This is a genomic window from Bradyrhizobium australiense (assembly GCF_013114825.1).
GTDB lineage: Bacteria > Pseudomonadota > Alphaproteobacteria > Rhizobiales > Xanthobacteraceae > Bradyrhizobium > Bradyrhizobium australiense.
Window position 1 is genome coordinate 119,105 of the sequence record NZ_JAAVLX010000002.1, and the last position, 25,469, is coordinate 144,573.

Consider the following 25,469-nt stretch of genomic DNA (forward strand, 5'->3'; position numbering starts at 1 on the left):
GGCTCGCCGATCATGCAGCTGACGTTAGGGACCGCGCTCTGAACCCCCGCTGAAACAGGCTTTTCGACTCCGTTCATCTGAATGACATCTTCGTGGCGAAGCAAAATTGACAAAATCGAGGTGCATGGACGGGAATGTTCGCGGCTGCCGGGTGTTCACATCAGCGACCTTCAGTATAGGATCGCCGAGCCGGCCATCAGGAGAGATGCATGAATAAACTAGCGATCAGGCTTTTGACTCTCGCAATATTGTCGCTCACGCTTGCGGCAGTCCCTGTCGTTACCGTCGTCTACGCAGCACCCGATAACGATCCGCCGCCGCCGCCGAAGAAGAAGAAATCCAGCGAAGCCCATCCGGGCAGCGAACAAACCGCATTCGCCGACGGCTACCGCGCCGCCTATGCCGCGATCTACGAGCGGCACGATTATGCATCGGCGATCGAGCAGTTGAAGGCGCTCGGCCGTGACGACTCGGCCGCCGTCGCCAACCTAATCGGCTATTCCTATCGCAAGCTCGGCGACTACAAGGTTTCGCAGATCTGGTACGAGCGCGCGCTGAAGGCCGATCCGAACCACGTCAAGACCTGGCAATATTATGGCCTGTGGCAGGTCGAACAGGGCAATCGCGATCAGGCGCAATATCACCTGAACCGGATCGCTCAGCTCACCGGCACGACAAGCGAGGAATATCGCTCGCTCGCCGCGGCGCTGGAGAAGCCGCCGGGGACGGGATTGGTTTACTGAGGCACCATGCTCTCTGCGTCATTACGAGGAGCGTAGCGACAAAGCAATCCATCTATCCGTTATGCCGCGATATGGACTGCTTCGCTTCGCTCGCAATGACGAACGACAATGACCGGTGCAGTGGGAAAAACTGCGCCGGTTTTGTTTTGCTCTCACTTCATCACCGCCTCAACTTCCGACCGGAACGCCTTCCGCGCGCCGTCGCGCGAATAGAACATGTGGCCGCCGGAATAGACGACGAGCTTGACGCGATCCGGGCTGGCATAGGCTGGCAACTGGTCGAGAAGGACCTTGGACGCGAAATAGGGCGTGGCGAGATCGAACAGTCCGTGACCGACCAGCAGCTTCATCTTCGGGTCGAGCGCGAGAATCTGGCGCAGTTGTGAAATCGACTCGGCCGGTCCGCGACCAAAATCCCACGAGCGGTTCACACTCTCGCTGAGGAGATGGTATGAACCATCCGGCCGCCAGTTGAGTTTGCGGGTGGTGAGTTCGACCGCGGCACTGGTCAACGGCGCCATCAGCGAATCGCCGGATGGATCGCCGAAATGCGCGGAATTCGAATCCGGATAGGGATCGAAGCCCAAGACCGAGGCGTCGTAGCGTCCAGTCACCCTGCCGTTGCGGCGGTCGAATTCCCTACGGAATTCGCCGACTTCGAAACGACCCGCGAGCCTGCGACTCACGGCCTGATCGATGCCGGTCAGCGCCGCCACCTTGTCGGCGAGCCGCGTGGCGGCTTGTGTGTCCGCCTGCCCCTTGATGAGGTCGGTGAGAAATTCGCCCTGCGCGTAGCGTTCGACGTCGGCGAGATCGGCGCGCGTCAGCGGCGCCCTGCCGGCTTCCCTCACCTCACGCGCCACCGCCGCCATGCTCGGCAGCGTGTAACTGTATTGCAGCAGGCTGGAGCCGGAAAAATCGCGGAAGTCGAGCAAAGGTGAAACCAGAATCAGCCCGCGCACGCCGACGCCCTGCTGCGTCTGCAGATTGCGGACGATCTTCGGCCCGCGAATGCCACCATAGCTCTCGCCGGCGACGAATTTCGGCGACGATAGACGATCGTATTTCTCCAGCCAGCGCCGGATCACGAGCGCAATCGAATTGACATCGCCATCAACAGACAGAAATCGCTTGCGCACGTCCTCGGCGGACGCGACGAAGCGACTGTAGCCAGTGCCGACGGGATCGATGAAGACAAGATCGGTAAAGTCGAGCCAGGTCTCGGCATTGGGCAACAGATCAGGAGTGGCTGACGACACCGCGCCATCGCCGCCGATCTGCAGTCGCCATGGCCCGGCGGCGCCCAATTGCAGCCAGGCCGAGGACGCGCCGGGGCCGCCATTGAACAGAAACGTCACCGGCCGGCTTGCGCGATCGGCGCTGTCGAGCTGGTAGGAGTTATAGGCGATGTCGGCCTGCGGCTCGCCCCTGTCGTCGAACACGCGGATCGAGCCTGCGGTGGCGGTGAAGTTGAGAGTCCGGTCAGGCAGCGCCAGCGTCTGCTGGGTGGTAGAATCCGGCGGCAGGCGATGTTGTTCGGGTGCCGGCGACGGAGTCGTCGCGGGGCCCCGCCCTGCTCCGCCCTTCTGGCCCGAAGGAGACGGGGACGGCGTCGCCGCGGCAGGCTGCTGCGAGGTCGGCGAACTCGCCTCCTCGGCGCCCGCACTGCTTATGCAACATACGACCAGAAGGGTGGCGGCAAGACGCATGGCGCGCGCCGCTGTGAAACGAAAAGCCATGCCGTTTGCTCCCTGCGCGCCCCACGATCCGGCCGCCCCGCGGATTCTGCCGTAAGACTGCGATAATGAGGCCGTGGTGCACAACAAGGAGAAATCTTTTCGAAAATCACAATCCCGACAGCATCACGTGAGAAAGCGGTCGGTGCGTCCGGTGGTTGTCCTCGCCGACCGATCGGTGATATCGGTCGGTTCCGCCGGCGCACCGGCCAGGTATTTTTGATCTATCCATGAAACCATTCAAGCGCTGGGGCGACTAACGAACCTGCGCTCTTCAATGGGGTCTTATAATGAAACGTTCGATTGCTGTTTGTCTCGGCCTGCTGGCGCTGGCTTCTCCGGCGGCCGCAGATTCGCCGGCCGCGGTGGTCGAAGACGTTCAGGGCAAAGTCACCGGTGCGGAATTCATGGACTACGTAACGCCGAAAGCGGTCATCAAGATCGGCGACGGCGGCTCTATCATTCTGAGCTATCTGAAGTCATGCCGGCGCGAGACGATCAGCGGCGCCGGCACCGTCGTCGTCGGCACCGAGGAGAGCGCCGTTCACCTTGCCGAGGTCAAGGCCGAGAAAACGAATTGCGATTCCAACCAGGCCAATGTGACCACGCGCGAAACCAGTGGCGTCGCTGCCACCGTGCTGCGCAGCGTCGACAACAACAAGGCGGTTTCCTTTCCACAGCCGCAGCTTACTCTTTACGGCGCCTCGCCACTGGTGGAGGCCAAGGGACGCGGCAAGCTGATCATTCGGCGCCTCGATGTCGCGGGCGAGCGACAGCAGATCGACCTCGGCGGCACCCAGCTCAAGGGACGGTTCGTCGATTTCGCCAGCGAGAACGTCGCGCTGGCTCCCGGCGGCCTCTACGCCGCCTCGTTCAAGTCATCGCAAATCGTGTTCCGGGTGGATGCGCAGGCCAAACCCGGCGCGACGCCGATCGTCGGCCGGCTATTGCGGCTGGAATAGTCGTGCCAGGCCCGGCATCTTGAGGATCAGGCGCAACACGCGCGACAGGCTTGTGATCGCCGCCATCGCGCTGGTTTGCGCAGCCGCCTCAGTTTCTCCTGTGGCCCGACCGATCCGCGGGCTCTCCATTGATATCCTCACCGCGCTGCGTTGGGAGGTGTTCGGCCGTAGGCAGGATCCGGCCGCTTCGCCCGCGGTCGTCGTCGCGATGGACGAGGAGAGCCTCCGCACCGCCCCGTTCCAAGATGCGCCGATGCTGACCTGGACCGGCGAGATCGGCCGCGTGCTGTCAGCGACGCTCGAAGGCGGCGCCAAGGTGGCCGGTTTCGACATGGTGATCCCGAAATCGATCGAGCAGTCGGAGATTCCGTTCGGCGAGGGCACGCTCGGCGAGAAAGTTCGTGGATTTGACCGTGACTTTCTTCGTTCGCTTGCCGGTGCGGCGGTGAACGGCAAGGTGGTGCTGGGAGAAGTCCTGGGCGGCAACCAGCCGGTCGGGCCATCGCCGGGACAGCGCGTCGCGGTCCGCCAGCAATTGAACATCCGTCCGCTCAACGTTCATGCCGACAGCGACGATATCCTGCGGCGCATGCCGCTGAGTTTTACCGTCAACGGGACAAGGGTGCCCTCGATGGCGGTCGAACTGGCCTCCCGGGCGCTCGGCGCCGCACCCGAGTTCGACAAGCGCGGTACGCTGACGCTCGCCGGCTACCGGGTGCCCGGCCGCGTGCCGAACACGGTGACACTGAATTTCGAAGGCGGCGGCGACGACATTCCGACGTTCTCCTTTGCCGATCTGCGCGCGTGCGCCGTCAAGAACGACAAGGACTATTTCCGGCGCTGGTTCGGCGGCAAGGTCGTGATCTTCGGCACTGTCCTCGATATCGAGGACCGCCGCTTCACGTCCAAGCGCTTCGCAACCGGCATCGAAGGCGCACGCACCCCGCGCTGCACCAACGAGAGCACGCCGGTTACCGCGGGCTTCAAGAAAAGCACGATCGCGGGCGTCTATGTCCATGCCACCGCGGTCAACAACCTAATCGCACGCAACAGCGTGATCGAACCAGGCCCGCTTCCCCGCTTGCTGATCGCGACCTTGATTGCTGCGCTCGGCGCGGCGGCCGCCTGGCTGTTCCGGCCCGTTATCGCGTTCGCTGCGTGGACGGCCATGATCGTGCTGGGCCTGGCAGCTGCCACCGTCGCCTTCAACCACGCGCTGGCGCTGCCGCTGGTCGAGCCGATCCTTGCCAGCCTTGCCGCATTGTCCGCCACGATCGGTTTTCGCTTCGTCGTCGCCGACAAGGACCGCCGCCTGCTGCAGAAGAGCTTTGCGCTCTACCTCGCGCCGCACGTCATCAACCGCTTGCTCTCGTCGAGCAAATTGCCGGAGCTCGGCGGCGAAACCCGTAACGTGACGGTGTTCTTCTCCGACATCGAAGGATTTTCGCTGATCGCGGAGAAGATGTCGCCCGATGGCCTGATGGAGCTGATGAACGAATATCTGTCGGCGATGACCGATGTGATCGAAAGCCATGGCGGCTATGTCGACAAATATATTGGCGACTCCATCGTGGCGGTATTCGGCGCCCCGGCCGACGATCCCGACCATGCTGCCAACGCGGCGCGCGCCGCGCTGGACTGCTGCACGCAACTGGCGGAACTCAACGCCTCCTCCGCCCTGTTTCGCGAATACAGGCTGGCGCAGCGGATCGGCATCAATTCCGGCGAGGCGCTGGTCGGCAATTTCGGATCGCGGCGGCGCTTCAACTATTCCGTAATGAGCGACGCGGTGAACCTGGCTTCGCGGCTGGAGGGCGCCAACAAATTCTACGGCACCACCGTGATCGCGTCCGAGACGACCGTCGCGCTGGCCGGAGAGGCCTTCGCCTGGCGCGAACTCGACGCGATCAGGGTCAAGGGACGTACCCAGGCGCTGAAAATCTACCAGTTGCTGGCGCTCTCGGCCGAGCTGGCGCCGCCGCAACAGGCGGTGATCGCCAACTACGCCGACGGGCTGGCACACTGGCGGGCCCGCGAGTTCAAGCGCGCCGCGCAGTGCTTTGGCCGTTCAGCCGATATCGATGGCCCTGCGTCGCTATTTGCCGCGCGGGCCCGGGAATTGGCCCAAAACCCGCCGGGCGACGACTGGGACCCGATCCGGACATTGCAGGAAAAATGACGTACCGATCCCGGTTTACGTTACCGGCGCGAAAGAGCCTCACGGCCATCTCGACAAGCCTGCCCAAGGTGTATAGACGAGCGCGGCGCAATCCGCGCCAAGTATGAGTTCGTCGTCCGATGGCCACTTCCAAGCGATACGACCGGATTGCTTTCGTCGCGAGCGCAGGCGCCGAGGCGCAGGCCGCACTGGCGCAGCTCGTCAAGCTCTACGGCAACCACGATGCCAACGACGCCGATGTCGTGGTGGCGCTCGGCGGCGACGGATTGATGCTGCAGACGCTGCACGCCCATATGCACTCGGGCAAGCCGATCTACGGCATGCATCGCGGAACCGTCGGTTTCCTGATGAACGAATACACCACGCATGATTTGCATACGCGGCTGGCGGCGGCGCGGGAATCCCTGATCAATCCGCTCCTGATGCGCGCCACCGACGTTCACGGCGTCGTGCATCTGCATCACGCCATCAACGAGGTCGCGCTGTTTCGCCAGACCAATCAGGCCGCCCACTTGCGCATCCTGATCGACGAGCACGAGCGGATGGCCGAACTGATCGCCGACGGCATCCTGGTGGCGACGCCGGCCGGCTCCACCGCCTATAATCTGTCGGCGCAGGGACCGATCCTGCCGATCAACGCCGCGCTTCTGGCGCTGACCCCGATCAGCGCGTTCCGCCCGCGCCGCTGGCGCGGCGCCCTGCTCCCGAACTCTGCTTTTGTGGTGATCGAGGTGCTCGAGGGCGAGAAGCGTCCGGTTGCAGCCGCAGCCGACCATGACGATGTGCGCGACGTCCGCCGCGTCGAGGTTTTGTCCGACAAGACGATTTCGATGCGTATGCTGTTCGACCCCGGTCACAGTCTCGAAGAACGCATCCTGCGCGAGCAGTTCGGGTACTAACGCCGTCGTCCCGGCCAAGCGAAGCGCGAGCCGGGACCCATAACCACAGGCGTTAGTTGTCGCGCGCAGCGGTTAATTGTCACCTCCCGAACTCGAGAAGCCGCGGCGTATGGGTCCCTGCTTTCGCAGGGACGACGGGCTCAAGATCCCGCCTTCGCAACCATTCCTTAACCGGCGCCGCGATATGGTTAACGCCAGTATACCGTTTTGCTGGGCCGGGCCGGACCATGTATCGCATTGACTTCAACAAGCTGCGATTTCTGATTTGCGACGATAATCCGCATATGCGCCGCATCCTGCGGACGCTGTTGCATTCGTTTGGCGCGCGCGAAGCCTATGAAGCCGAGGACGGCGCCACCGCGCTGGAAATGTACAGCCACTACGTGCCCGATATCGTCATTACCGACTGGGCGATGCCGATCTTCGACGGCCTCGAACTGGCGCAGATGATCCGGCAGCCGGAATCGAAGGGTAACCCTTACGCGCCGATCATCATGCTGACCGGACATTCGGAGAAGCGGCGCGTCACGGTCGCGCGCGACGCCGGCGTCACCGAGTTCCTGGCCAAGCCGATCTCGGCCAAGGGCCTCTATCAGCGCATCCTCAACGTCGTCGCCAATCCGCGCCCCTTCATCAAAACCAAGACCTATTTCGGCCCCGATCGGCGGCGCAATACCAACAACGCCTATATCGGCCCCGAGCGCCGGGTCGGCGGCGAGATGGAAGTGATGCAGCAGCCGTCGTTGCTCGACAAGGCGCGGTCGAACGTCTAGCGCGGCCCTGGAGACATCATCATGGCGAAAGAAAAGCCGGGCACCATACAGGTCAAATCGTTTGCCGATCATCACGTGATCACGCAACCCAATCCGTTGCGCAAGATGTTGCTGCGCGTTCCCGAATCCGATCTCGACGATCCTGTCGGGCGCGCGGAAAAGGCGCTTGCTGGACTGTCCGGCGAATTCAAGAACTGGATGGCGATCGAGGCGGACCGGCTCTCGGCCGCGCACGCGGTCATTCTCCGCAACGGTTTCACCGTCGACAACCGCGAAGAGCTGTTTCGCGCGGCCCATGACATCAAGGGCGATGCCGCCACGTTCGGCTTCCCTTCCGCGGGCGCCGCCGCCGAAAGCCTGTGCCGCATCATCGAACACGCCCCCGACCTCGACCAGGTCCCGCCCGAGCTGATCACCCACCATATCAACGCGATTCAGGCGATCGTGCGCGAACGCACCAAGCTCGACACCGCGGTGATGGCGAGCGCGCTCAGCAAGCAGCTCCGCGGCATCACGGATGAATTCCTGCTCAAGGTCAACCGCGACCGCCCCGAGCATCTCGAAGCGATCCTGGCGCCGAGCATCGTGCCGGCGGAGTAAGAGACTCGCCGCTCTCTCCCGTTGTCGTCCCTGCGAACGCAGGGACCCATACGCCGCGGCTTATCCCTCAAGAAAACGCTGGTCGACGTCTGTCGCTTACCAACAAGCGGCCGTGGTTATGGATCCCTGCGTTCGCAGGGACGACACCGAGTGTGTTGTTGCGCAGTTGAGCTTACGCCGCGAGATCGCGCACCGCAGGCACGAAGGCTTCGTCGGCCACCAACTCCTCGCAGAACAGGCGGGCTTCCTCGCGCGCGGACTCGGTTGCGAAGCGCCGCAACAGAATCAAGAGCGGCTCGGCGGCCTTGCGGTCGGTCTCGCAATGGGTCAGCACGCGCTCGACCATGCGGCGGCGCAGTCTCGCGGCGCCGCCAATCGTATCGACAAAGCCGGTCTCCTGGCTAACCTCGAGCGCGATACGGAAGGCTCCGAACGTGGATTCGGGAAGGCCTGCGCGGATCAGGAGGGCCTGCAGGCTGGCGCCGCCGCGGTCATGCAGCAGCGCGGTGACGCGGGCCAGCGGCAGGTCGGCCAGCTCGGCAAGCGCGGCATCGAACAGTTCGAGATTGCCGGACAATAGCGCGCGCAGGATCAGGCCGGCGGTCAGTTGCCCGGTGGCGCGCAAATGCCGCACCAGTCCCTGCATGTCATCGCCGCGCGAATGCGCCGCGATGTTCACGGCCGAGCGCTCGCGCGCCTCGTTCGCCAGCCGCCCTGCCCGGTCGGCGCTCAGCCAGTTCCGCGCGACGACGAATTGCGCCAGCGTCTCGGAGAGTTTCGCGACCAGCGCCACGCGGGTGGCGGCGGGCAGGTCTTCCAGCACCAGCATCGATTCCCTGATCGCGGCGAGATGACCGTGACGTTCAACGATGCGGTCCCAGGAAAACGGCGCGAGTTCTGCGTAGGCGTTTTCGATCAGCTCAAGCGCTGCGGCGGCCGAACCGACTTCGGCAATCGCGGCGGAAACCGAGGGCGGCAGATTGATGCGGCGGGCGATGGCGCATTGCATGTCGCTGTTGCCGGTGGCGACGATGTCGACGAGGTCGGCGTCGATCAGAAGCGGCGAATGTTCGAGCACGGAAAGCGCGATCGAGGGCTGATCGAGCGAGAGCGCCTGCACGATCGCGGCCGGCGCATCCGAGCTGCGCGCGAAGACTTCCGACATCGCCTGGCGCACCAGCGGCGATGGATCATCGAGCAGCATCAACAGCGCGCCTTCGGCGGCGATGCGATCGTCCTCGCTAAGATCTGAAATCAACCAGGCCCGCGCCAACGCCCGCGTCGCCTCTGCCCGCTCGCCTGCCGGAGCGGTACGAATCCAACTGATGAACTGCCGAACGATCATGGTCCTGGCTTACGCAACGTGAGACGACACCGTGACGCGGTGCCACTATTAGAAAAAATAAACCATGACGCTTAACAAAGGGTTCACCATAAACGGCTGGTTCTATTGACGTTTTGTTAAGGCTGCGAGGGCGACGGCGACCTTTGGCTCCCGGATGCTGCGCAACTCGCAGTGTTGCGCTGCTGATCCGGGCCCATCCGGCCGCGCGACACTGGGATGGGTCCGGTTCTGCGACGCGCTGCATCGCGCCCGGGACACGGGCTGAGATCAGCTACTGAACGTGCCGTTGCGGTCGCTGAACAGATCGAGCCGGCCCGGCGCGCGAACTTCGGGCTTGTATCCCGACAACACGGTGCTCGCGGAAGCAACTGACGCCAGCGACGAATTGCTGCCCCACAATTCCTGCACTGCCGGCGAAATCGGCTGCGTGCGTTCGCCGGCCTGGAACAGCGAGCGGAAGATCGGCTCGGGTGACGCAGCGGCAGTCTGCGAGGTTGCCGCAACCGGCGTCACCGCGCGCTGATCCGGGAAGCTCGAGAGATACGCGGCGTTATCAATCGCCATCGCTGCCGGCGCGGCGCTCGCGAACGTGACGCGCCGCGGCAGATCGCCGCCGGCGGCCGCCATCGCCGTGCGCGTCACCGGCGAGGTGGCGGCAGCCGCATAGCGCGTGCTCAGCACCGAATAGACCTGGGAGACGCTGCGCGGCTGCCCCGAACGGTCGTAGAAGATCGACTGGTTCGCCGCCGCCGCATTTGGAAACATCCGCACGGCTGACGCGTTCGGATTGTCTTCGGCATTCTGGATCAGCTTGCCGGCGCCGCCGACGCCCATGAAATGCGCCATATAGAGTTCGGCGTCGGTCGGGCGGCGGCCGATCTTGCCGGTCAGTTTGAAACTGTTGGATTGCGTCAGCACCGCCGCCATCGATGAGGCGGCATCCGGGTCGTCGCGCAGCTGTATGATCGCGGCGCGTGCCGCGGGATCGTCAACCGAATAGCGACCGTCGGAATCCCTGGTGATGGCGTCGGCATATTTGCCATAGCCGAGATGGTCACCCGCCTCTTTCACCGTGCCGAGCCAGGTCTGATCGATGAACTGAAACAGCCCGCGCGCCGACGAGGTCGTAGCAGCGGCTTTCGGATTGAAGTTGGACTCCATCTTCGCGGTGGTGAGCAGATATTCGAAGCTGGTGCCGGTGGTGGATGCCGCCTGCTTGATCGAGCCCGCAATCTTCGCGCGCGTGGGATCGACACCTGCCGCAGCCGTGGCGCTAAATGTGTCGACCGCCATATCTCTGGTGCCCCGCTCCTCGCGAAACCTCGCGCGGGCTCTCAAGGCACCGGTAATCAGTGCCCATATGCGGTCGAGACTGCCGTAATTATGGTTAATGGCGGGTTAAGTGATCTCTCCGTGACGTCATTCCGGGGCGCGCGTTTGCGCGAACTCAGGTGCGCGATTGCGCACCTGAGAATCTCGAGGTTCCGGGTTCAGTCTACGGCTGCCCCGAAATGACGACCGCGGGAAGCTCGCCTCTACGTCTCTCTCTGGTAGACCTCAGCCGGATCGAACTGCCTGTCGGCATCGACGAACGTCAGCCGCGCACCGCCCTCGGCGGCGTCGATCTTGCGGTAGAAGCAGGAATGCCGCCCGGTATGACACGCAGCGCCCTGCTGCTCGACGCGGATCCAGACCGCATCCTGATCGCAATCGATGCGCATCTCGACCACGCGCTGGGTCTGACCCGACGTCTCACCTTTGCGCCACAACGCATTGCGCGAGCGGCTGAAGTAGCAGGCCTCGCCGGTCGCGATCGTCTTGCGCAGCGCCTCGTCGTTCATATGGGCGACCATCAGCACATCGCCTGTCACGGCGTCGGTCGCGACGCAGGTCACGAGACCTGACGCGTCGAATTTGGGCTGGAACGCCAGCCCCTCCTCGCGCTCGTTAGTAGTTGCTGACGTGGACACGGCAGTCCTCGCGGATAAATTTCGGCGAGGCTACCGGTTCAATCCTCGCACCAGGGACAGAAAACGCTGCTGCTCCGCCGGATTGTCGCGGAACATGCCGGTGAAGCGGCTGGTGAGGGTCATCGCGCCGTGCTTGGCGACGCCGCGTACCGACATGCAGGTATGCTCCGCCTCGATCAGCACGGCAACGCCACGGGGTTTCAGGACCTCGTCGATCGCGGCCGCGATCTGGGCGGTCAGGTGTTCCTGGGTCTGCAGGCGGCGCGCGAAGATATCGGTCAGCCGCGCCAGCTTCGATAGTCCGACCACCCGCTCCACCGGGGTATAGGCGATATGCGCCTTGCCGTAGAACGGCATCATGTGATGCTCGCATTGCGAGGTGAATTCGATATCGCGGACCAGGACGAAATCGTCATAGCCGGCGGTTTCGCCAAACGTGCGGTCCAGCACCTCGGCCGGGCACTGATGATAACCCTGATAGAGCTCGTCGAAGGCTTCGACCACGCGGCGGGGCGTATCCAGCAAACCCTCGCGACCGGGGTTTTCGCCGATATAGCTGAGCAGCGTATGCACGGCGTGTTCGGCCTCGGCGCGCGACGGGCGAGGCAGGTCGGCGCGGACGGCAGCGGCCAGGAACTCGGCCGGATCGAGCTCGGCGGAACGGGCTTCCGGCGCCACATCGGGCGATTTCACTTCGGAAGACTTCAAATCGGAAGGCTTGACTTCAGAAGGCTTGCCGGGGCGGAGGGATTTGATCAATGCGTCCATGTCTTCTCCGTTCGACCGGCCCGCAAAGGCCGGAGTGTCACCGGGCAGACGGGGCGGATTGCCGCCGGGCGCCTGAGTCCCATCCACAACACGCGGACGGCCGAACTGGTTTCCATGTCTGGTCCCTGTCCGTCCGCCTACGGCAAACGGCCGGGCTGTTTTTCCGCCGTTCCTGTTCATATATAGGACGATGAAACCCAGCCGCCAAGGGCGCTCGGATCGCTGCCCGGGACACCGATTCTCATGCTGAACGACATCTACAACAAGCGGATCATTGAATTGGCGGGTAATATCCCCCGCCTTGGCCGCCTCCCCGACCCCCACGCCAGCGCCACCGCCCACTCCAAACTGTGCGGCTCGACCGTCAAGGTCGATCTCAAGATGGATGGGCCCGTGGTCACCGACTTCGCCCATGACGTGAAGGCCTGCGCGCTCGGGCAAGCCTCCTCCTCGATCATGGCAAGCCATGTGGTCGGCTCGACGGCTAGCGAGTTACGTGAACTGCGAGAAACCGTGCGCAAGATGTTGAAGGAAAACGGCAGCCCCCCGCAGGGCAAATGGGCCGACATCGCCTTGCTCGAGCCGGTGCGCGACTATAAGGCCCGCCACGCCTCGACCCTGCTGACCTTCGACGCCGTGGTGGATGCCATCGGCCAGATCGAAGCTAGGGCCAAGCAGCCGGCATCGGCCTAAGGCTGGACCGTCATTCCGGGATGGTCCGCAGACCCGGAATCTCGCGATTCCGGGTTCGATGCTGCGCTTCGCTACTTCTGCGGCTGAGCGGGCTGAGCCGGCGCGGTCGCAGAACCGCCGGTCGGAGCCGCGGCTTCGGCGGTCTTGGTCGACTTGCCCGGCTGCGGCTGCGCGTCGCCCCCCACGGTGGAACTGACGAAGCGGTCCTGCGGCTTGGAAGGCTTCGCCTCGGCCATCGGCACCGACGAATTGTCCTGCGGGAACACGTCGGCGACCGCATCGGTCGTGACCAGATTGGCCAGCCGCAATTCGCCGCGCGACAATTCGTGCAGATCTTCCCACGGCGGCACGCTGAGGGCCAGCGACAGCAAATCGCCGGTGCCGCCCATTTCGAAAGTGTATTTCGCGAGTCGGCCGATATCGCGCTCGACAATCATCAGGTCCTGCGCGCTGTAGCTTGCGGCCTTGGCATCGTCGGCCCGATCACCCATCCAGATCTGGTGCACGCGGACATGCGCGACGGGCGGCACGTAACGGGTCTTGCCCGACAGCAGCAGGAACACGCACATTGACTCGCAATAGGCTTCCGGCACGACGCTCACGCGCTCGCCGCGCGGGGTCTGCGTGCGCACGGTTGAGCCGACTGTCGTCAGCGCGCCGAGACTGCGGAACCTGCGGCCAAGCGCGATGGAATCGTTGACCGAGCCGCCGCTGGAATCCAGCACGATGGTCGCGCCGGCGAGTTGGCGCCCCTTGGCGAATTCATCGAATTCCCTCGGACTATCCGCTGTGACGATGCCGACGGCCGAGACCCAGCCCCTGCAGTCGGGCTGGCACGCATTCCACTTGAAGTGCATCGGCTGCTTGCGTTCTTCGAGGGTGCCGCCAGCCTGCGCCGAAGTACCCAGCGTCGTGATCGCGCCAGGCAATCCGAGACAAAAGGCGGTGGCGCCAAGAAGCACCCAGCCGCGAAATTTCAGCGACCTGACAAACCTCAATTTGGTTCCTTCCCCCAAGCCCCAGAGAGCAATGGCAATGGCCCCACTTCACCGCGACATGATTCTGTCATCGATGCGTTGCGAAAACGGTAACCGTACTGTCCTGTGTCGTCCATAATACCTTGGCTTGCTACGTCGCTTCGCAGTGCGATAATTGTGAACTGTGGCGTAAATATCTGCATGCATTGAGTTCCTTGCTCTGGAACTCCCGCAAAACTACGTGCATCGTCCATCATGGCACCCGTCGATCATTCATCGTCGCCCCGCAAACAATGCACGGACTGTGCCAACGGAGTCGCTCGTCTGCCGCGCAATGCGGGACGCGCGCTGATCTGGATCTACCGGCACACGCTGTCGCCACTGGTCGGTTACAACTGCCGGCACCTGCCGACTTGCTCGGTGTATGGCGACGAGGCGATCGAACGTTTCGGCTTGTGGGGCGGCGGCTGGATGACGCTGGCGCGGCTGTTGCGCTGCCATCCCTGGGGCACATCCGGCATCGACAACGTGCCGCTCACAGCACCATCAGGCGCGCGCTGGTATCTGCCGTGGCGTTATGGACGCTGGCGCGGCGTCAACGCTTCCTGAGTGCGGCGGCGAGCTTGGATTGCTGCTTAGCGCCACAAGAAAAATCCGCCCCGCGGCTGTGGCCAAAAATCCGGTTGCGGCCGCGGCCAAAAATCCGGCGGCGGCCGCGGCCTGCGTGGACGCGGCGGTGGCGGCGGGGCCTCCGTCGATGCCGTGGCGTCGATAGCGGGCGATCCATCGTCGGGCAATCTCACCGACAGCAGCACGTTCGTCTCGTGTGTGCGCCAGCGATAGCCGATGCCGAAATCGATCGGCTGCGCACGCCGGAACAGTGCAGCGTATGATTCCTGGTAGCGACCGGCGAATTCGTCGATCGGTCCCAGATAACGGCCGAACGGGAACAAGCGCCATTTCCTGGTGCTGTAATATGCCAGCGGAATTCCGGAATCGTCCTGGATGATGGTGGCGCTGTTATTGAGCAAGAAGTCGCGCACCGTCGTGAAGTTGCCGGAATGCAGCAAATAAGACGCGCTCTTGAGCAGGCTGTTGCCCGGCGCGAGGGTCGCGCAGAATTTCAGAAAGCCGCTTGCCTTTACGCCGGAGTTGGAGAGATCGGTCGAGAAGTAATACAGCGTCTTTTCCTGCCCATCGGGGCCAACGAAAATGACGCGCACGCCGCGCACGGCGTTCGGCCCGGTATTTTCGCCCGCGAAATACGCCGCCCCCTTGTCGTCCAGCGAGATCGGACTGACGCTCTTCACGGTCATGCCCGAGCGCGCCAGGAACACGTAGAGGATCGGCAAGGTGCCGCTGATCTGCCCTGCATTCAGATCGGTCTTCATCTGCTTGGTGATGAAGAAGCTGAAGCTCAGGATCGAACTGAGCGAACGTTCGACGTTGTAGAGCGCGGACGCGATGCCGCCGCGCGGCAATCGCGTCAGGTCGGGCACCGAGCCGACCGGCTCGAGCGCGCTCAGCACGTAGGTCGAGGCCTTGGAATAGAATGCGTTCGCATAGAGAAAATCCGGGCCTGAGAACATGTAGAACATGGTCGGCTTTGGTGCCGCCAGATTGGTATCCGCCCAGGCGCGAATCCGCGATATCTGGCGCTGCTCGAGCTGGCCGAACGCAGTGTCGAAGAATTTGGCGTGACGTTGCCAGGCTGGATCCTTGGTGAGTGATGCCAGCGGCGAGTCCGCCGATGGCATCATGCCCGCGAGAAATTTGGCAATGTCGTCCACCGTTGCGGGTTCGGCACGGACGGTAGCCGCGGCCGCCAGCAGCATGACTGCAGCAAGCGTCGCTGTTCTCAGACAGTACAGCATGTTCATTCGCGACCCTGAGATACGGCCACGGGGCCTTGATGTGCCCGCTTGCGGAACACGGCGTAAATCAAGAGGCCTGAAAGCATGATCAAAAGGCCGAGCAGCGACTGCAACGGCCGTTCAGTCAGAAGGTAGTACATCATGAAGGCGGTCACGAGCAGGAAAACCACAGTGGTCAGCGGGTATCCCCAGGCACGGTAGGGCCGCGGCAGATCCGGGCGCATGATGCGCAGCTTGATCACGCCGAGCACGGTGAAGAACGAGCAGAACAAGAGCGCGAACTGGATGAAGTCGAGCACCGCTTCGAAGCTGCGCGTAAACAGCATCAGGCTCGCGACCGTAAGCTGAAACAGGATAGCGTAAGCCGGCGCACCGCTGGGCGAGCGCCGTGCGAACGCCCGCAGCACTGGAATGTCCTCGCCCATCGTCATCATGACGCGCGGCCCGATCCACATCATCGCGCTGATCGAGGAGATCAGCCCGACGCAGATCATCGCGCCGACGATACGGCCGCCGAACTCACCGAAGATGTAGCTGCCGGAGATGCGGGCGACGTCGAGCTGGCCTGCGAGCTTGTCGATCGGCGCGGTGTGCAAGAAGACGGCGTTGAGTGCGACATACAGCACCAGCACGATTAGGGTTCCGATCAGCATCGCCCGCGGCACATTGCGCTCCGGCAATCTCACCTCGCCGATGATGTAGGTTGCCGCGTTCCACCCGGAGAACGAATACATCACGAACACCAGGCTGATCGCAAACGGCGCGCTGACGATATGGGCGAAGTCGAAGGCTGATGGCGCGAACGTCACCGGCTGCGCGGTGCCGATCACGAACCCGCTGACCAGGAACGCTACGATCAGCAATACCTTCAGGATGGTCGCGACCAGTTGAAAGGTCGAGGAGTGCCTGATACCGGCGAGCTGCACCAGCGACACGAGCCAGACCACGCCGATCGCAAGTGCCAGCGGCGGCGCGTTGGGCAGCACCGATTTGCCGTATTCGCCGAACGCCATGGCGGCGAGCGCCACTGGCGCTGCGAAGCCGACCGTCGCAGATACCCAGCCCGCCACAAAACCGAAGGCCGGGTGATAGGCCCGGCCGAGGAAGTTGTACTCACCGCTCGAGCGCGGAAACATCGCGCCGAGCTCGCCGTAGGAAAACACTCCGCACAACGCGACGATGCCGCCGACCGTCCACAGCAGCAGGATCGAAAAGCCCGACGGAATATCCTTGACCTGAAAACCGAGGCTGGTGAAGACCCCGACGCCGACCATGTCGGCAACGACAATGGCAACCGCCACCAGAACCGAAATCGTTGATCCGCTGCCGGAGAGCGAGCCGGGCCAAACCGGGCTTCCCGTTTCTGATGCCGCCATTTCGGACCGTACCTTCAGCGCCCAGCCAACAGCTGCATCGTGCAGGCTGACGCCCCCCAATTCAAGCAATGTTAACAATGGTTTAAATTAAGATACAAAATAGGTTGTATAATACCATGCAAGCGCCACCGTGCCATTACTGGATTGCGAAAACATCGTGACGGTCCCACAATCGCGACACGATTGCATGATCTGCTCACGCTTCCGGACATGGGGAGTTTTTCCGGACGCGTAATGTCGCCTAAACGCGTGCGAGCTTACGCCGGTTGACGGTGAATCTTGGGGCATTGGAATGGATGGTCGGAGTTAATCCGAATTTCCCGACAGTTGATCCCGCCAGGGGGGCGACGTTCCCGGCCGTGCCGCGCCGTGTGCTGCCCGTTCGATGGCAGTGGGCGAGGATGGCCGCACTGATCGTGCCGCTATCGTTTGTCCTGGTCCAATGCGGCAAGGCGCCGAACCCGGAAATACTGGCGGCGAACACGGACAGCGCCAAATCCCGGGCCGGCAAGTCGCAGGCTTCCGCCGACACGTTCGACGACCGCTTCCCCACGCCGCAATTTGCCGACCGTTTCCCGACCGCCGGTGAAAGCCTGCCGCAAATCCAGCGCCAGGTCGCGCTGGCGCCGCAGCCGCGCGCCGTGCGGACGGAGCCCGTCAGGGTCGCCTCGCTAACGCCCACGCTGACCCTGCCCCGCACCGAACGCGAAGAGTTGACCACACTGGTCAGCATGAAGTCCTCCGCCTTCCCCTATTTCGGCACTAATCCGCGTTCCGAAGAACCGTTCCTCAATATCGCCAAGGGCGACCGCAAGGGCCATCGCAGCTATAGCGGCAGGGTCTACTGGCAGGACGAGACCTACAACGACAGCCGCGTGCTGGTGCACGTCCCCGAGACATTCGATGTCAGCAAGCCGGGCGTGATCGTGGTGTTCTTCCACGGCAACGGCGCGACGCTGGAGCGCGACGTCCGCGACCGGCAATTGGTGCCGCAGCAGATCTCGGATTCCGGCGTGAACGCCGTGCTGCTCGCGCCACAGCTTGCGGTGAACGCCGCCGACTCGAGCGCTGGCAAGTTCTGGCAGCCGGGCGGCTTCAAGCGCTTCATCGATGAATCGGCCAGCCATCTCGCCCGCCTCTATGGTGATCCGAAGTCGGCACAGGCGTTCGCGAATATGCCGATCGTGATCGTCGGCTACAGCGGTGGCTTCCTGCCGACGGCGTGGAGCCTGGAGGTTGGCGGCCTCCCGAACCGGGTCCGCGGTGTGTTCCTGCTCGACGCCGTTTATGGCGAGCTCGACAAGTTCGCGTCCTGGATCGAGAAAAACCGCACCGGCTTCTTTGTCTCTTCGTATACCCGCTACACCAAGCGGCACGATCAGGAGCTGATGCAGATGCTCCGCGACAAGGGCATCACCGTGGCTGAGAGCATGGACGGACGGCTGCGTCCCGGCAGCGTTGTGTTCGTGCAGACGCCTGATGGCGTCACGCACCGCGATTATGTCACGCAGGCCTGGACCGAGCATCCGGTCAAGGACGTGCTGGTCAAGATGGCGGCAACGCCGGCTTTGACCCAGATTGCGAGCGCGCCGTACGCAAACCGGTAGCCCGCCTTCTTCGCCGGATCAGGCCTTTCTGGGTCTAGTCAGGATCACCGTCGTCAGGGCTAGCGCGACTAAGACCGCCCCGACATAGCCATTGGCGAAAAAGAGATCGCGGGCGTACAGAAAACCGCCGATCGCCGAACCAATGGCCTGTCCAACGTAGAGCACCGATGTATTGAGCGACACCGACGCGGACGCCAGCGCAGGCGCTGCGCCGACCAATCTCACCTGCTGCATCGAATTGGTGGAAGCAAACCCAATACCCCAGATCGCAACTGAGACAGCCATCAGCGAATAGATCCCGGCGCTGAGCGCCCACCCGCTCACGCCGGCCAGCAACACCGACGTGAACAGCATCGAGGTCTTCCAGGCACCCCAGGAATCGACGATGCGGGTTGCAATCGCGGTGCCGATGACCCCGCAGACGCCGTAAACGGCGAATACCACGGCGATCGGGTCCGGTCCTGCGCCCGTCAGCCGCGCCAGCAACGGGCCCATATAGGTGAACACGGCGAACTGGCCGGACATCTGCGCGGTCGTGATCAACAGCAGCAGCAGGATCATCCGGTTGCGGCCGATCGCCGCCCATGTCTTGAGATCGACGGGCGCGCCGATCAGCCCACCCGGCAGGCGCCACGCCAGCAGGAGGAGACTGAGGCCGCTCATCACGCCGATGACGCCATAGACCGCCTGCCAGCCATAGCGGCTGGCAATGAACGTGATCGCCGGCAGGCCGACGGCAACCGCCAGCGACCAGCCGAGAAAGATGTAGGCGATGGCGCTGCCGCGTCTTTCTTCAGGCACGATCAACGCGGCCGTTCCCGCCGCCTGCGGCGTGTAGAGCGCACCGACGGCCAGCATGACCAGACGAATACCGAGCAGGCTCGCATAGTCAGGCGCAAAGGCGGAAGCAATGTTGGTGAGCGCCAGCACCGCAAGAGTGACCGTCAGCAGGGTGCGCCGCTCGATCCTGGACGTCAGCCACGCCGTGACCGGCGAACCGACGCACAGCATGATCGCGCCGAATGTGATCAACAGCCCCGCGGTGCGGATCGAGACGTCGAGACCGGCAGACAGTTCGACCAGCATACCCGCCGGCGCCAGCACCGAGCAGCCGGTAATAACGTTGCCGAGCATCAGCGCAGTCGGCGCAAAGCGGCGCTCGGTGTGGACGGGCACGGGCACATGTTTCATGCAGGTGCATGTAGACTGCGAGCCACGCCAAGAAAAGGACGCGATACCGGATTATTTGTCATCGCCGTCATGAGTTTTATTGATTTGACGGCGCTGATGCTGAGCGGCCCTGCGCACGTCGCTGTGACGGCGAAGTAGTCTTCTTTTCCGGGCGATGCGGCTAGATCTTGCCCCGCGGCCGCTGCCATCACGGCCTATTTGGCCATATTGCCCGATTGCAGGAGTCGAATCGCCTGCTATACCGCTGCTTCCCGCTTACCTGCGCTCGTTCGCAGGAGTGAGCTTTAGGAGACCGAGATGCCTGACCAAAATACGCCTTCACCAGGATTCCAGTTTGGCCTTGCCAATTTGAAACCGGCCGAACCCTTGCAAAAGATCACCCTCACCTTTCCCGACGGCGCGAAACGCGAATTTGCCAAGGACGTCACCGGGCTCGAAGTCGCCAAGGGCATCTCGCCGTCGCTCGCCAAGCGCACGGTGGCAGTGGCGCTGGACGGCGTGGTCGCCGACCTCAACGACCCGATTTCTTGCGATGCGAGGATTGAACTCATTAATCGCGAGGACCCGCGCGCGCTGGAATTGATCCGGCACGACTGCGCGCATGTGCTGGCGGAAGCCGTGCAGTCGCTGTGGCCGGGCACGCAGGTCACGATCGGCCCGGTGATCGAGAACGGCTTCTATTACGACTTCTTCCGCAACGAGCCGTTCACGCCGGAAGATTTCGCTGCGATCGAGAAGCGGATGCGCGAGATCATCGCGCGCGACAAGCCTTTCAGCAAGGAAGTTTGGGATCGCGAGAAGACAAAACAGGTGTTCCGCGACAAGGGCGAGGCCTTCAAGGTCGAACTGGTCGACGCCATTCCGGGCGACGAGCCGATCAAGATCTATTTCCAGGGCGACTGGTTCGATCTCTGCCGCGGTCCGCATATGAGTTCGACCGGCAAGATCGGCAACGCCTTCAAGCTGATGAAGGTGGCGGGCGCCTATTGGCGCGGCGACGCCAACAATCCGATGCTGACGCGCATTTACGGCACGGCCTTTGCGAAACAGAACGAACTCGACGCTTATCTGAAGCAGATCGAGGAAGCCGAGAAGCGCGACCATCGCAAGCTCGGCCGCGAGCTCGACCTGTTCCACTTCCAGGAGGAAGGCCCCGGCGTGGTGTTCTGGCACCCGAAGGGTTGGACCATCTTCCAGCAATTGATCGCCTATATGCGCCGCCGCCTGACCGGCGAATACGACGAAGTCAACGCCCCGCAGATCCTCGACAAGGTATTGTGGGAGACTTCAGGCCACTGGGACTGGTACCGCGAAAACATGTTCGCGGCGCAGTCGGCCGGCGACGAGGCCGAAGACAAGCGCTGGTTTGCGCTCAAGCCGATGAACTGCCCGGGCCACGTCCAGATCTTCAAGCACGGCCTGAAAAGCTACCGCGACCTTCCCTTGCGTCTGGCGGAATTCGGCGTGGTGCATCGCTATGAGGCGTCAGGCGCGATGCACGGGTTGATGCGCGTGCGCGGCTTCACCCAGGACGACGCGCATGTGTTCTGCACCGAAGCCCAGCTTGCAGAAGAGTGCCTCAAGATCAACGATTTGATTCTGTCGACCTACGCCGATTTCGGTTTCGAGGGCGAACTGACGGTCAAACTCTCGACCAGGCCGGAGAAGCGCGTCGGCACCGACGAGATGTGGGATCATGCCGAGCGAGTGATGGCGACCGTGCTGGCGGAAATCCAGGCCAGCGGCAGCAACCGGATCAAGACCGCGATCAATCCGGGCGAAGGCGCGTTTTACGGGCCGAAGTTCGAATATGTGCTGCGCGATGCCATCGGCCGGGACTGGCAATGCGGCACCACGCAGGTTGACTTCAATCTGCCGGAACGTTTCGGCGCGTTCTACATCGATGCCGACGGCTCGAAGAAGGCGCCGGTGATGGTCCATCGCGCGATCTGCGGCTCGATGGAGCGCTTCATCGGCATCCTGATCGAGCATTTTGCCGGCAACTTTCCGCTCTGGCTGGCGCCGATCCAGGTGGTGGTCACGACGATCACCTCCGAAGGCGACGAATACGCCAAGCTGGTTGCCGCCGCGGCGCGGCGCGCAGGCCTGCGTGTCGAGATCGACCTGCGCAACGAGAAGATCAACTACAAGGTCCGCGAGCATTCGCTGGCGAAGATCCCGGCCCTGCTCGTGGTCGGCAAGAAGGAAGCCGAGACCCATTCGGTCTCAATCCGCCGGCTCGGCAGCGACGGACAGAAGGTGATGCCGACCGACGAGGCGCTGGCCGCTCTCGTCGAGGAGGCGACACCGCCGGACGTGAAGCGGGCTCGAATGGTTTAAGAAACATGCGGAGCGGATTTTGCTTCCGCTCCCATAGTTCCACCCGAGCAACCAACAGTCGAGCCGTTTGCCCTCGGGTGAATTGGCCCGGGAATTCATCAATCGCCCTATTTCCTTGAGGGCTCGGCGATACTCGTCATCAGATTCGATCGTCCGTACACGGCTGAAGGCCCAGGCGATAAGCGTCCAGCCTATACTATCACAATCGGTCTAAATTGGCTTCCATGCGCTTCGTAGCTCACCTATCTGCGTGGTAGAAATTATACTAGATCGACGAAAGAGATACTTGTGCCCGACGCCATCGAACTTCTGAAAGTCCGCCGCTCCGTAAAACCCCGCGAGATGAGCGGGCCCGGCCCCACGGCGAGCGAGCTCGACACCATCCTGACCATCGGCGCGCGGGTGCCCGATCACGGCAAGCTGACGCCGTGGCGCTTCATCGTGTTCGAGGGCGACGCCCGGGCGCGGGCCGGCGACGTAATTGCGCGGGTGTTTGCGAAAAAGAACCCGTCCGCGCCGGCCGCCGACATCGAGATCGAGAAGCGTCGGCTGATGGACGCGCCGTTGGTGATCGCGGTGGTGAGCTTTACCAGGCCGCATCCCAAGGTGCCGGCGTGGGAGCAGGAACTGTCCGCCGGCGCCAGCGCTATGAATATCGTTACCGCGGCAACCGCACTCGGTTATGGCGCCAACTGGCTCACCGGCTGGTTCGCATTCGACCGCGACGTGCTGGACGGGCTCGGATTGAAATCGGATGAGAGACTCGCCGGCTTCATCCATATCGGTACGCCAGCCAAGCCGGCCGAGGACCGGCCTCGCCCGGCGCTGTCGGATATCGTGACGCGGTTTTAGCCGATTGCGTTCCCCGGATGCTGCGCAACGCGCCGCGTTCGCGGCGTGGTGCGCTGCTGATCCGGGGTCCATGCGGGGGCTAGGTCCCGGCTCTGAGGAGTAGCCATTCCGGACGATGCTTTGCATCGCCTAGGCTGCACCGCGCCCGGGACACGGAAGAATTTGGCGATGCGCTCAGCGCGCCACGACCTCCACCTCGCCGTCGACGCCGTTGACGACGTTGAAGGGCCGTTCGAACACCTTGCCTTCGTTCTTGGCGATCGCCCGGTATTCGCCTTCGGACAGCACCACGCGCGGAAACGCGCCGATCGATTCCTTGATGACGTCGCCGCCCGGCGTGATCACCGACCATGCGGTGTTGGCGAGCGCCTCGCCGCCCCTGTCGCTGACAAGCTTCAGCGTAATCACCGCCGCGCGGTGGGAGACGGTCACGTCCGTCAGCTTGCTGGCCTGGACGCGGATGTCGGAGCGCACCACCGAATTGGCATCGCCATAGTTGGAGATGATGTAGTAGGTGCCCTCCGGCAGCAGCGCGACGTCGCCTGCGGCGACGTTCGGAAGCAGCGGGCTGCGTTCGGAGCCTTCGAACTGGCTGCCCTTGTAGATCGCGAACGAGATCTGGTTCGGCGGAATCTTGCTGGTGCCGACGCGGCCTTCGATGCGCAGTCCGCCGGCCGGAAGCACGAAGGACACGCGGTCCGTCTCCGCTTTCAGGCTCACCGCCCGCACCGCGCTGACCAGGCCGAGAGCCACATGGACGACATAATTGCCGGGCGGGAGCACGATGTTGGGGGTCGCGCCGCGCTCCTCGCGGATCAGCTTGAACGTGCCGGTATCGTCGGGCTTGTCGGCAAATACCCGCCACACCAGCCCGCCGTTGATGACCGGCAGATCCTTGCCGTAGCGCGCCGTCAGCGATAGCACCGCCTGGCCTGCGGTCGCGGCGCCGGGCGGCGGCACCACCGGTGGCACGGTGGCAAGCGACGGCTGAACGATGGTCGGCTGGGTCAGCGGCGCGGGAAGCGACGGGATCGTTCCCGTGCCGGACGGCGGCGCCAGATTCATGGCGGGCCCGGTCTGGACATCCGGAACCGCGGCCGGCGGTACGGGTGGCGGCCGGTCCGAGAACATCTGGGCCGAGGCCGGAGCCGGAAGCAGCGAAACCAGCGCCAAGGCGAGCGCCAGCGCCAAGAAAGGCGATCCGTCCCGCCCGTATCCAACGATACCGTTACCGCCCGAAATCATCGCCATGCTTTTCACTGAAAACGCGGCAAATTCAAGCCTTCCTGGCCGAAGTTCGGCCGGCGGCGCTTAGCGGAACCCGCACCGGCACCCAATGTTAGTCCGGCGGTCGTGGTCCAGTCACATTCCCTGCCTAGTCCGGGCATTCGCCGGGCATAAACCATGCATCCGGATTGGAATGGACAATTCTGGCGCGGCTGCGCCGCGGCGAATATCGTTGAAGCCGCAGGAGAGTTTGCGTGTTGGATAGCTGGATGGGCCGCGGCCAAAAAAGCACCGATGCCCACGACAAAGTGGGGCTCGGCAGTATCCGCCGGCCGGTGATCGGACTGGCGCTTGGTGGCGGCGCCGCACGCGGCTTTGCCCATATCGGCATCGTCCGGACGCTGGTGGCTCATGGAATCATGCCCAACGTCGTGGTGGGAACGTCGATCGGCGCCGTGGTCGGCGGCGCCTATGCCGCCGGACATCTCGACACGCTGGAAGAATGGGCACGCAGCCTCCAGCCGCGAACGGTCCTCTCCTATCTCGATATCCGCCTGAACGGCTCGGGCCTGATCGGCGGCGCCAAGCTTGCGGCCCAACTTGAGGCGGCGCTCGGCCAGAGCCTGATCGAGGATCTGCCGGTGAAGTTTGCCACCGTCGCGACCGAAGTGCGCACCGGCCACGAAATCTGGCTGACCCATGGCCCGATGGTGGACGCAATGCGCGCCTCCTACGCGCTGCCGGGAATATTTTCGCCGATATTGGTAGGCGACCGCTGGCTGGTCGATGGCGCCCTGGTCAATCCGGTGCCGGTGTCGGCGGCGCGCGCGCTCGGCGCGGAGATCGTGATCGCTGCCAATCTCTCCAGCGACGTCTTCGCGCACGCTACGACGATCTATTCCCACGGCCCGACGGCCGGCATTTCAGTATCGGTAATGCCGGAAACGCTGCCCGAACCCGAGCCGCGGAAACGCGGGATCGGAAAATTCTTCTCCGCCGAGCGCACGATGAAGCGTGAATTCTTCGGCGGCGGCGGACGGCCGGGCATCTCATCGGTCATGGTCGATGCCTTCAACATCATGCAGGACCGCATCACCCGCGCACGGCTTGCCGGCGATCCGCCGGACCTCCTGATTTCGCCCCGCGTCGGCAAGATCGGCTGGTTCGATTTTCATCGCGCCGACGACCTGATCGCCCATGGCGTGCGTGCGGCCGAGCGGGCGATCGACTCGATCCAGGAGGCGATCCATATCCTGGCGCCGCCGCCGCCGATCGAAGCCGAGAAGGCGCTCGAAAAGCCTGACAAGGAATAGCGTAGCGCCTTCAAGCGAAGCGTGCCCTCGGACTTGATCCGAGG

General features: G+C 63.4%; 23 protein-coding genes. 13 read left to right on the top strand and 10 right to left on the bottom strand.

The features are described from left to right. Window positions 1-209 precede the first annotated feature (209 nt). Window positions 210-743 (top strand): tetratricopeptide repeat protein, encoded by a 534-nt coding sequence (locus HCN58_RS04190; protein WP_171578116.1) that lies wholly within the window; start codon window positions 210-212, stop codon window positions 741-743. Between the two features lie 152 nt (window positions 744-895). Here the strand turns inward: HCN58_RS04190 and HCN58_RS04195 are convergent, their stop codons facing one another. After that, window positions 896-2,482 (bottom strand): S10 family peptidase, encoded by a 1,587-nt coding sequence (locus HCN58_RS04195; RefSeq protein ID WP_171578117.1) that lies wholly within the window; start codon window positions 2,480-2,482, stop codon window positions 896-898. Window positions 2,483-2,769: 287 nt separating this feature from the next. Here HCN58_RS04195 and HCN58_RS04200 point away from each other — a divergent pair, with 287 nt between their 5' ends. The 5 genes from HCN58_RS04200 to HCN58_RS04220 all read left to right on the top strand — a co-directional run bounded on the left by HCN58_RS04200 (window position 2,770) and on the right by HCN58_RS04220 (window position 7,892). Continuing rightward, on the top strand, window positions 2,770-3,441 hold the full coding sequence (locus HCN58_RS04200; RefSeq protein WP_171578118.1) for a hypothetical protein: 672 nt from the start codon (window positions 2,770-2,772) through the stop codon (window positions 3,439-3,441). Window positions 3,442-3,466: 25 nt separating this feature from the next. Beyond that, complete coding sequence (locus HCN58_RS04205; protein ID WP_376701153.1) at window positions 3,467-5,620, top strand: adenylate/guanylate cyclase domain-containing protein; 2,154 nt, start codon at window positions 3,467-3,469, stop codon at window positions 5,618-5,620. 119 nt (window positions 5,621-5,739) lie between these two features. Further along, window positions 5,740-6,519: an NAD kinase gene (locus HCN58_RS04210; RefSeq protein WP_171578120.1), complete on the top strand. Its 780-nt coding sequence runs from the start codon at window positions 5,740-5,742 to the stop codon at window positions 6,517-6,519. Window positions 6,520-6,746: 227 nt separating this feature from the next. After that, window positions 6,747-7,292, top strand: a complete 546-nt coding sequence (locus tag HCN58_RS04215; protein WP_028349127.1) for a response regulator — start codon at window positions 6,747-6,749, stop codon at window positions 7,290-7,292. A 21-nt stretch (window positions 7,293-7,313) separates the two neighbouring features. Further along, the gene (locus HCN58_RS04220) at window positions 7,314-7,892 is read left to right on the top strand and encodes an Hpt domain-containing protein (RefSeq protein ID WP_171578121.1); all 579 of its coding nucleotides are present in this window, start codon (window positions 7,314-7,316) and stop codon (window positions 7,890-7,892) included. A gap of 172 nt (window positions 7,893-8,064) precedes the next feature. Here HCN58_RS04220 and HCN58_RS04225 read toward each other — a convergent pair whose 3' ends face one another. The 4 genes from HCN58_RS04225 to folE form a co-directional block, all read right to left on the bottom strand. Further along, a complete protein-coding gene (locus tag HCN58_RS04225) occupies window positions 8,065-9,237 on the bottom strand; it encodes a DUF2336 domain-containing protein (protein WP_171578122.1) in 1,173 nt (390 codons plus the stop codon). Window positions 9,238-9,504: 267 nt separating this feature from the next. Continuing rightward, window positions 9,505-10,530 (bottom strand): transglycosylase SLT domain-containing protein, encoded by a 1,026-nt coding sequence (locus tag HCN58_RS04230; RefSeq protein ID WP_171578123.1) that lies wholly within the window; start codon window positions 10,528-10,530, stop codon window positions 9,505-9,507. A 242-nt stretch (window positions 10,531-10,772) separates the two neighbouring features. Next, window positions 10,773-11,207 (bottom strand): phosphoribosyl-AMP cyclohydrolase, encoded by a 435-nt coding sequence (gene hisI / locus HCN58_RS04235; protein WP_171578124.1) that lies wholly within the window; start codon window positions 11,205-11,207, stop codon window positions 10,773-10,775. 30 nt (window positions 11,208-11,237) lie between these two features. Further along, entirely contained in the window at window positions 11,238-11,975 is a 738-nt protein-coding gene (folE, locus tag HCN58_RS04240) for a GTP cyclohydrolase I FolE (RefSeq protein ID WP_171578125.1), read from the bottom strand. Between the two features lie 243 nt (window positions 11,976-12,218). Here folE and HCN58_RS04245 point away from each other — a divergent pair, with 243 nt between their 5' ends. After that, window positions 12,219-12,668 (top strand): iron-sulfur cluster assembly scaffold protein, encoded by a 450-nt coding sequence (locus HCN58_RS04245; RefSeq protein ID WP_171578126.1) that lies wholly within the window; start codon window positions 12,219-12,221, stop codon window positions 12,666-12,668. 71 nt (window positions 12,669-12,739) lie between these two features. Here HCN58_RS04245 and HCN58_RS04250 read toward each other — a convergent pair whose 3' ends face one another. After that, window positions 12,740-13,666 (bottom strand): COG3904 family protein, encoded by a 927-nt coding sequence (locus HCN58_RS04250; RefSeq protein WP_171578127.1) that lies wholly within the window; start codon window positions 13,664-13,666, stop codon window positions 12,740-12,742. Window positions 13,667-13,900: 234 nt separating this feature from the next. Here HCN58_RS04250 and yidD point away from each other — a divergent pair, with 234 nt between their 5' ends. Further along, on the top strand, window positions 13,901-14,254 hold the full coding sequence (yidD, locus tag HCN58_RS04255) for a membrane protein insertion efficiency factor YidD (RefSeq protein WP_171578128.1): 354 nt from the start codon (window positions 13,901-13,903) through the stop codon (window positions 14,252-14,254). Between the two features lie 26 nt (window positions 14,255-14,280). On the opposite strand, the gene HCN58_RS04260 is transcribed toward yidD, so the two are convergent. Together HCN58_RS04260 and HCN58_RS04265 are read right to left on the bottom strand one after the other, a co-directional pair. Further along, on the bottom strand, window positions 14,281-15,519 hold the full coding sequence (locus HCN58_RS04260; protein WP_171578129.1) for a hypothetical protein: 1,239 nt from the start codon (window positions 15,517-15,519) through the stop codon (window positions 14,281-14,283). A 2-nt stretch (window positions 15,520-15,521) separates the two neighbouring features. Further along, window positions 15,522-16,895: an APC family permease gene (locus HCN58_RS04265; protein ID WP_171578130.1), complete on the bottom strand. Its 1,374-nt coding sequence runs from the start codon at window positions 16,893-16,895 to the stop codon at window positions 15,522-15,524. Window positions 16,896-17,191: 296 nt separating this feature from the next. Here HCN58_RS04265 and HCN58_RS04270 point away from each other — a divergent pair, with 296 nt between their 5' ends. Continuing rightward, the gene (locus tag HCN58_RS04270; protein ID WP_376701142.1) at window positions 17,192-18,502 is read left to right on the top strand and encodes an alpha/beta hydrolase family protein; all 1,311 of its coding nucleotides are present in this window, start codon (window positions 17,192-17,194) and stop codon (window positions 18,500-18,502) included. Window positions 18,503-18,520: 18 nt separating this feature from the next. Here HCN58_RS04270 and HCN58_RS04275 read toward each other — a convergent pair whose 3' ends face one another. Further along, entirely contained in the window at window positions 18,521-19,636 is a 1,116-nt protein-coding gene (locus HCN58_RS04275) for an MFS transporter (protein WP_235983434.1), read from the bottom strand. Window positions 19,637-19,990: 354 nt separating this feature from the next. Here HCN58_RS04275 and thrS point away from each other — a divergent pair, with 354 nt between their 5' ends. The 3 genes from thrS to HCN58_RS37355 all read left to right on the top strand — a co-directional run bounded on the left by thrS (window position 19,991) and on the right by HCN58_RS37355 (window position 22,988). Then, the gene (gene thrS / locus HCN58_RS04280; RefSeq protein ID WP_171578132.1) at window positions 19,991-22,033 is read left to right on the top strand and encodes a threonine--tRNA ligase; all 2,043 of its coding nucleotides are present in this window, start codon (window positions 19,991-19,993) and stop codon (window positions 22,031-22,033) included. A 288-nt stretch (window positions 22,034-22,321) separates the two neighbouring features. Beyond that, entirely contained in the window at window positions 22,322-22,885 is a 564-nt protein-coding gene (locus HCN58_RS04285) for a nitroreductase family protein (protein WP_171578133.1), read from the top strand. A gap of 4 nt (window positions 22,886-22,889) precedes the next feature. Beyond that, entirely contained in the window at window positions 22,890-22,988 is a 99-nt protein-coding gene (locus tag HCN58_RS37355; RefSeq protein ID WP_171578134.1) for a hypothetical protein, read from the top strand. Window positions 22,989-23,059: 71 nt separating this feature from the next. Here the strand turns inward: HCN58_RS37355 and HCN58_RS04295 are convergent, their stop codons facing one another. Then, on the bottom strand, window positions 23,060-24,130 hold the full coding sequence (locus HCN58_RS04295; RefSeq protein WP_171578622.1) for an RgsD C-terminal domain-containing protein: 1,071 nt from the start codon (window positions 24,128-24,130) through the stop codon (window positions 23,060-23,062). Window positions 24,131-24,366: 236 nt separating this feature from the next. On the opposite strand from HCN58_RS04295, the gene HCN58_RS04300 reads away from it, so the two are divergent. Next, window positions 24,367-25,425 carry a patatin-like phospholipase family protein gene (locus tag HCN58_RS04300; RefSeq protein ID WP_376701143.1) on the top strand — a complete coding sequence of 353 codons (1,059 nt, stop codon included), beginning with the start codon at window positions 24,367-24,369 and terminating at the stop codon, window positions 25,423-25,425. The last annotated feature ends 44 nt before the right edge of the window (window positions 25,426-25,469 follow it).

Bases quoted from the DNA above. Each gene is read 5' to 3' on its own strand.
- HCN58_RS04190 (WP_171578116.1), top strand. From the start codon at position 210: ATGAATAAACTAGCGATCAGGCTTTTGACTCTCGCAATATTGTCGCTC.
- HCN58_RS04195 (WP_171578117.1), bottom strand. From the start codon at position 2,482: ATGGCTTTTCGTTTCACAGCGGCGCGCGCCATGCGTCTTGCCGCCACC.
- HCN58_RS04200 (WP_171578118.1), top strand. From the start codon at position 2,770: ATGAAACGTTCGATTGCTGTTTGTCTCGGCCTGCTGGCGCTGGCTTCT.
- HCN58_RS04210 (WP_171578120.1), top strand. From the start codon at position 5,740: ATGGCCACTTCCAAGCGATACGACCGGATTGCTTTCGTCGCGAGCGCA.
- HCN58_RS04215 (WP_028349127.1), top strand. From the start codon at position 6,747: ATGTATCGCATTGACTTCAACAAGCTGCGATTTCTGATTTGCGACGAT.
- HCN58_RS04220 (WP_171578121.1), top strand. From the start codon at position 7,314: ATGGCGAAAGAAAAGCCGGGCACCATACAGGTCAAATCGTTTGCCGAT.
- HCN58_RS04225 (WP_171578122.1), bottom strand. From the start codon at position 9,237: ATGATCGTTCGGCAGTTCATCAGTTGGATTCGTACCGCTCCGGCAGGC.
- HCN58_RS04230 (WP_171578123.1), bottom strand. From the start codon at position 10,530: ATGGCGGTCGACACATTTAGCGCCACGGCTGCGGCAGGTGTCGATCCC.
- folE (WP_171578125.1), bottom strand. From the start codon at position 11,975: ATGGACGCATTGATCAAATCCCTCCGCCCCGGCAAGCCTTCTGAAGTC.
- HCN58_RS04245 (WP_171578126.1), top strand. From the start codon at position 12,219: ATGCTGAACGACATCTACAACAAGCGGATCATTGAATTGGCGGGTAAT.
- yidD (WP_171578128.1), top strand. From the start codon at position 13,901: ATGGCACCCGTCGATCATTCATCGTCGCCCCGCAAACAATGCACGGAC.
- HCN58_RS04260 (WP_171578129.1), bottom strand. From the start codon at position 15,519: ATGCTGTACTGTCTGAGAACAGCGACGCTTGCTGCAGTCATGCTGCTG.
- HCN58_RS04265 (WP_171578130.1), bottom strand. From the start codon at position 16,895: ATGGCGGCATCAGAAACGGGAAGCCCGGTTTGGCCCGGCTCGCTCTCC.
- HCN58_RS04270 (WP_376701142.1), top strand. From the start codon at position 17,192: ATGGTCGGAGTTAATCCGAATTTCCCGACAGTTGATCCCGCCAGGGGG.
- HCN58_RS04275 (WP_235983434.1), bottom strand. From the start codon at position 19,636: ATGCTCGGCAACGTTATTACCGGCTGCTCGGTGCTGGCGCCGGCGGGT.
- thrS (WP_171578132.1), top strand. From the start codon at position 19,991: ATGCCTGACCAAAATACGCCTTCACCAGGATTCCAGTTTGGCCTTGCC.
- HCN58_RS04295 (WP_171578622.1), bottom strand. From the start codon at position 24,130: ATGATTTCGGGCGGTAACGGTATCGTTGGATACGGGCGGGACGGATCG.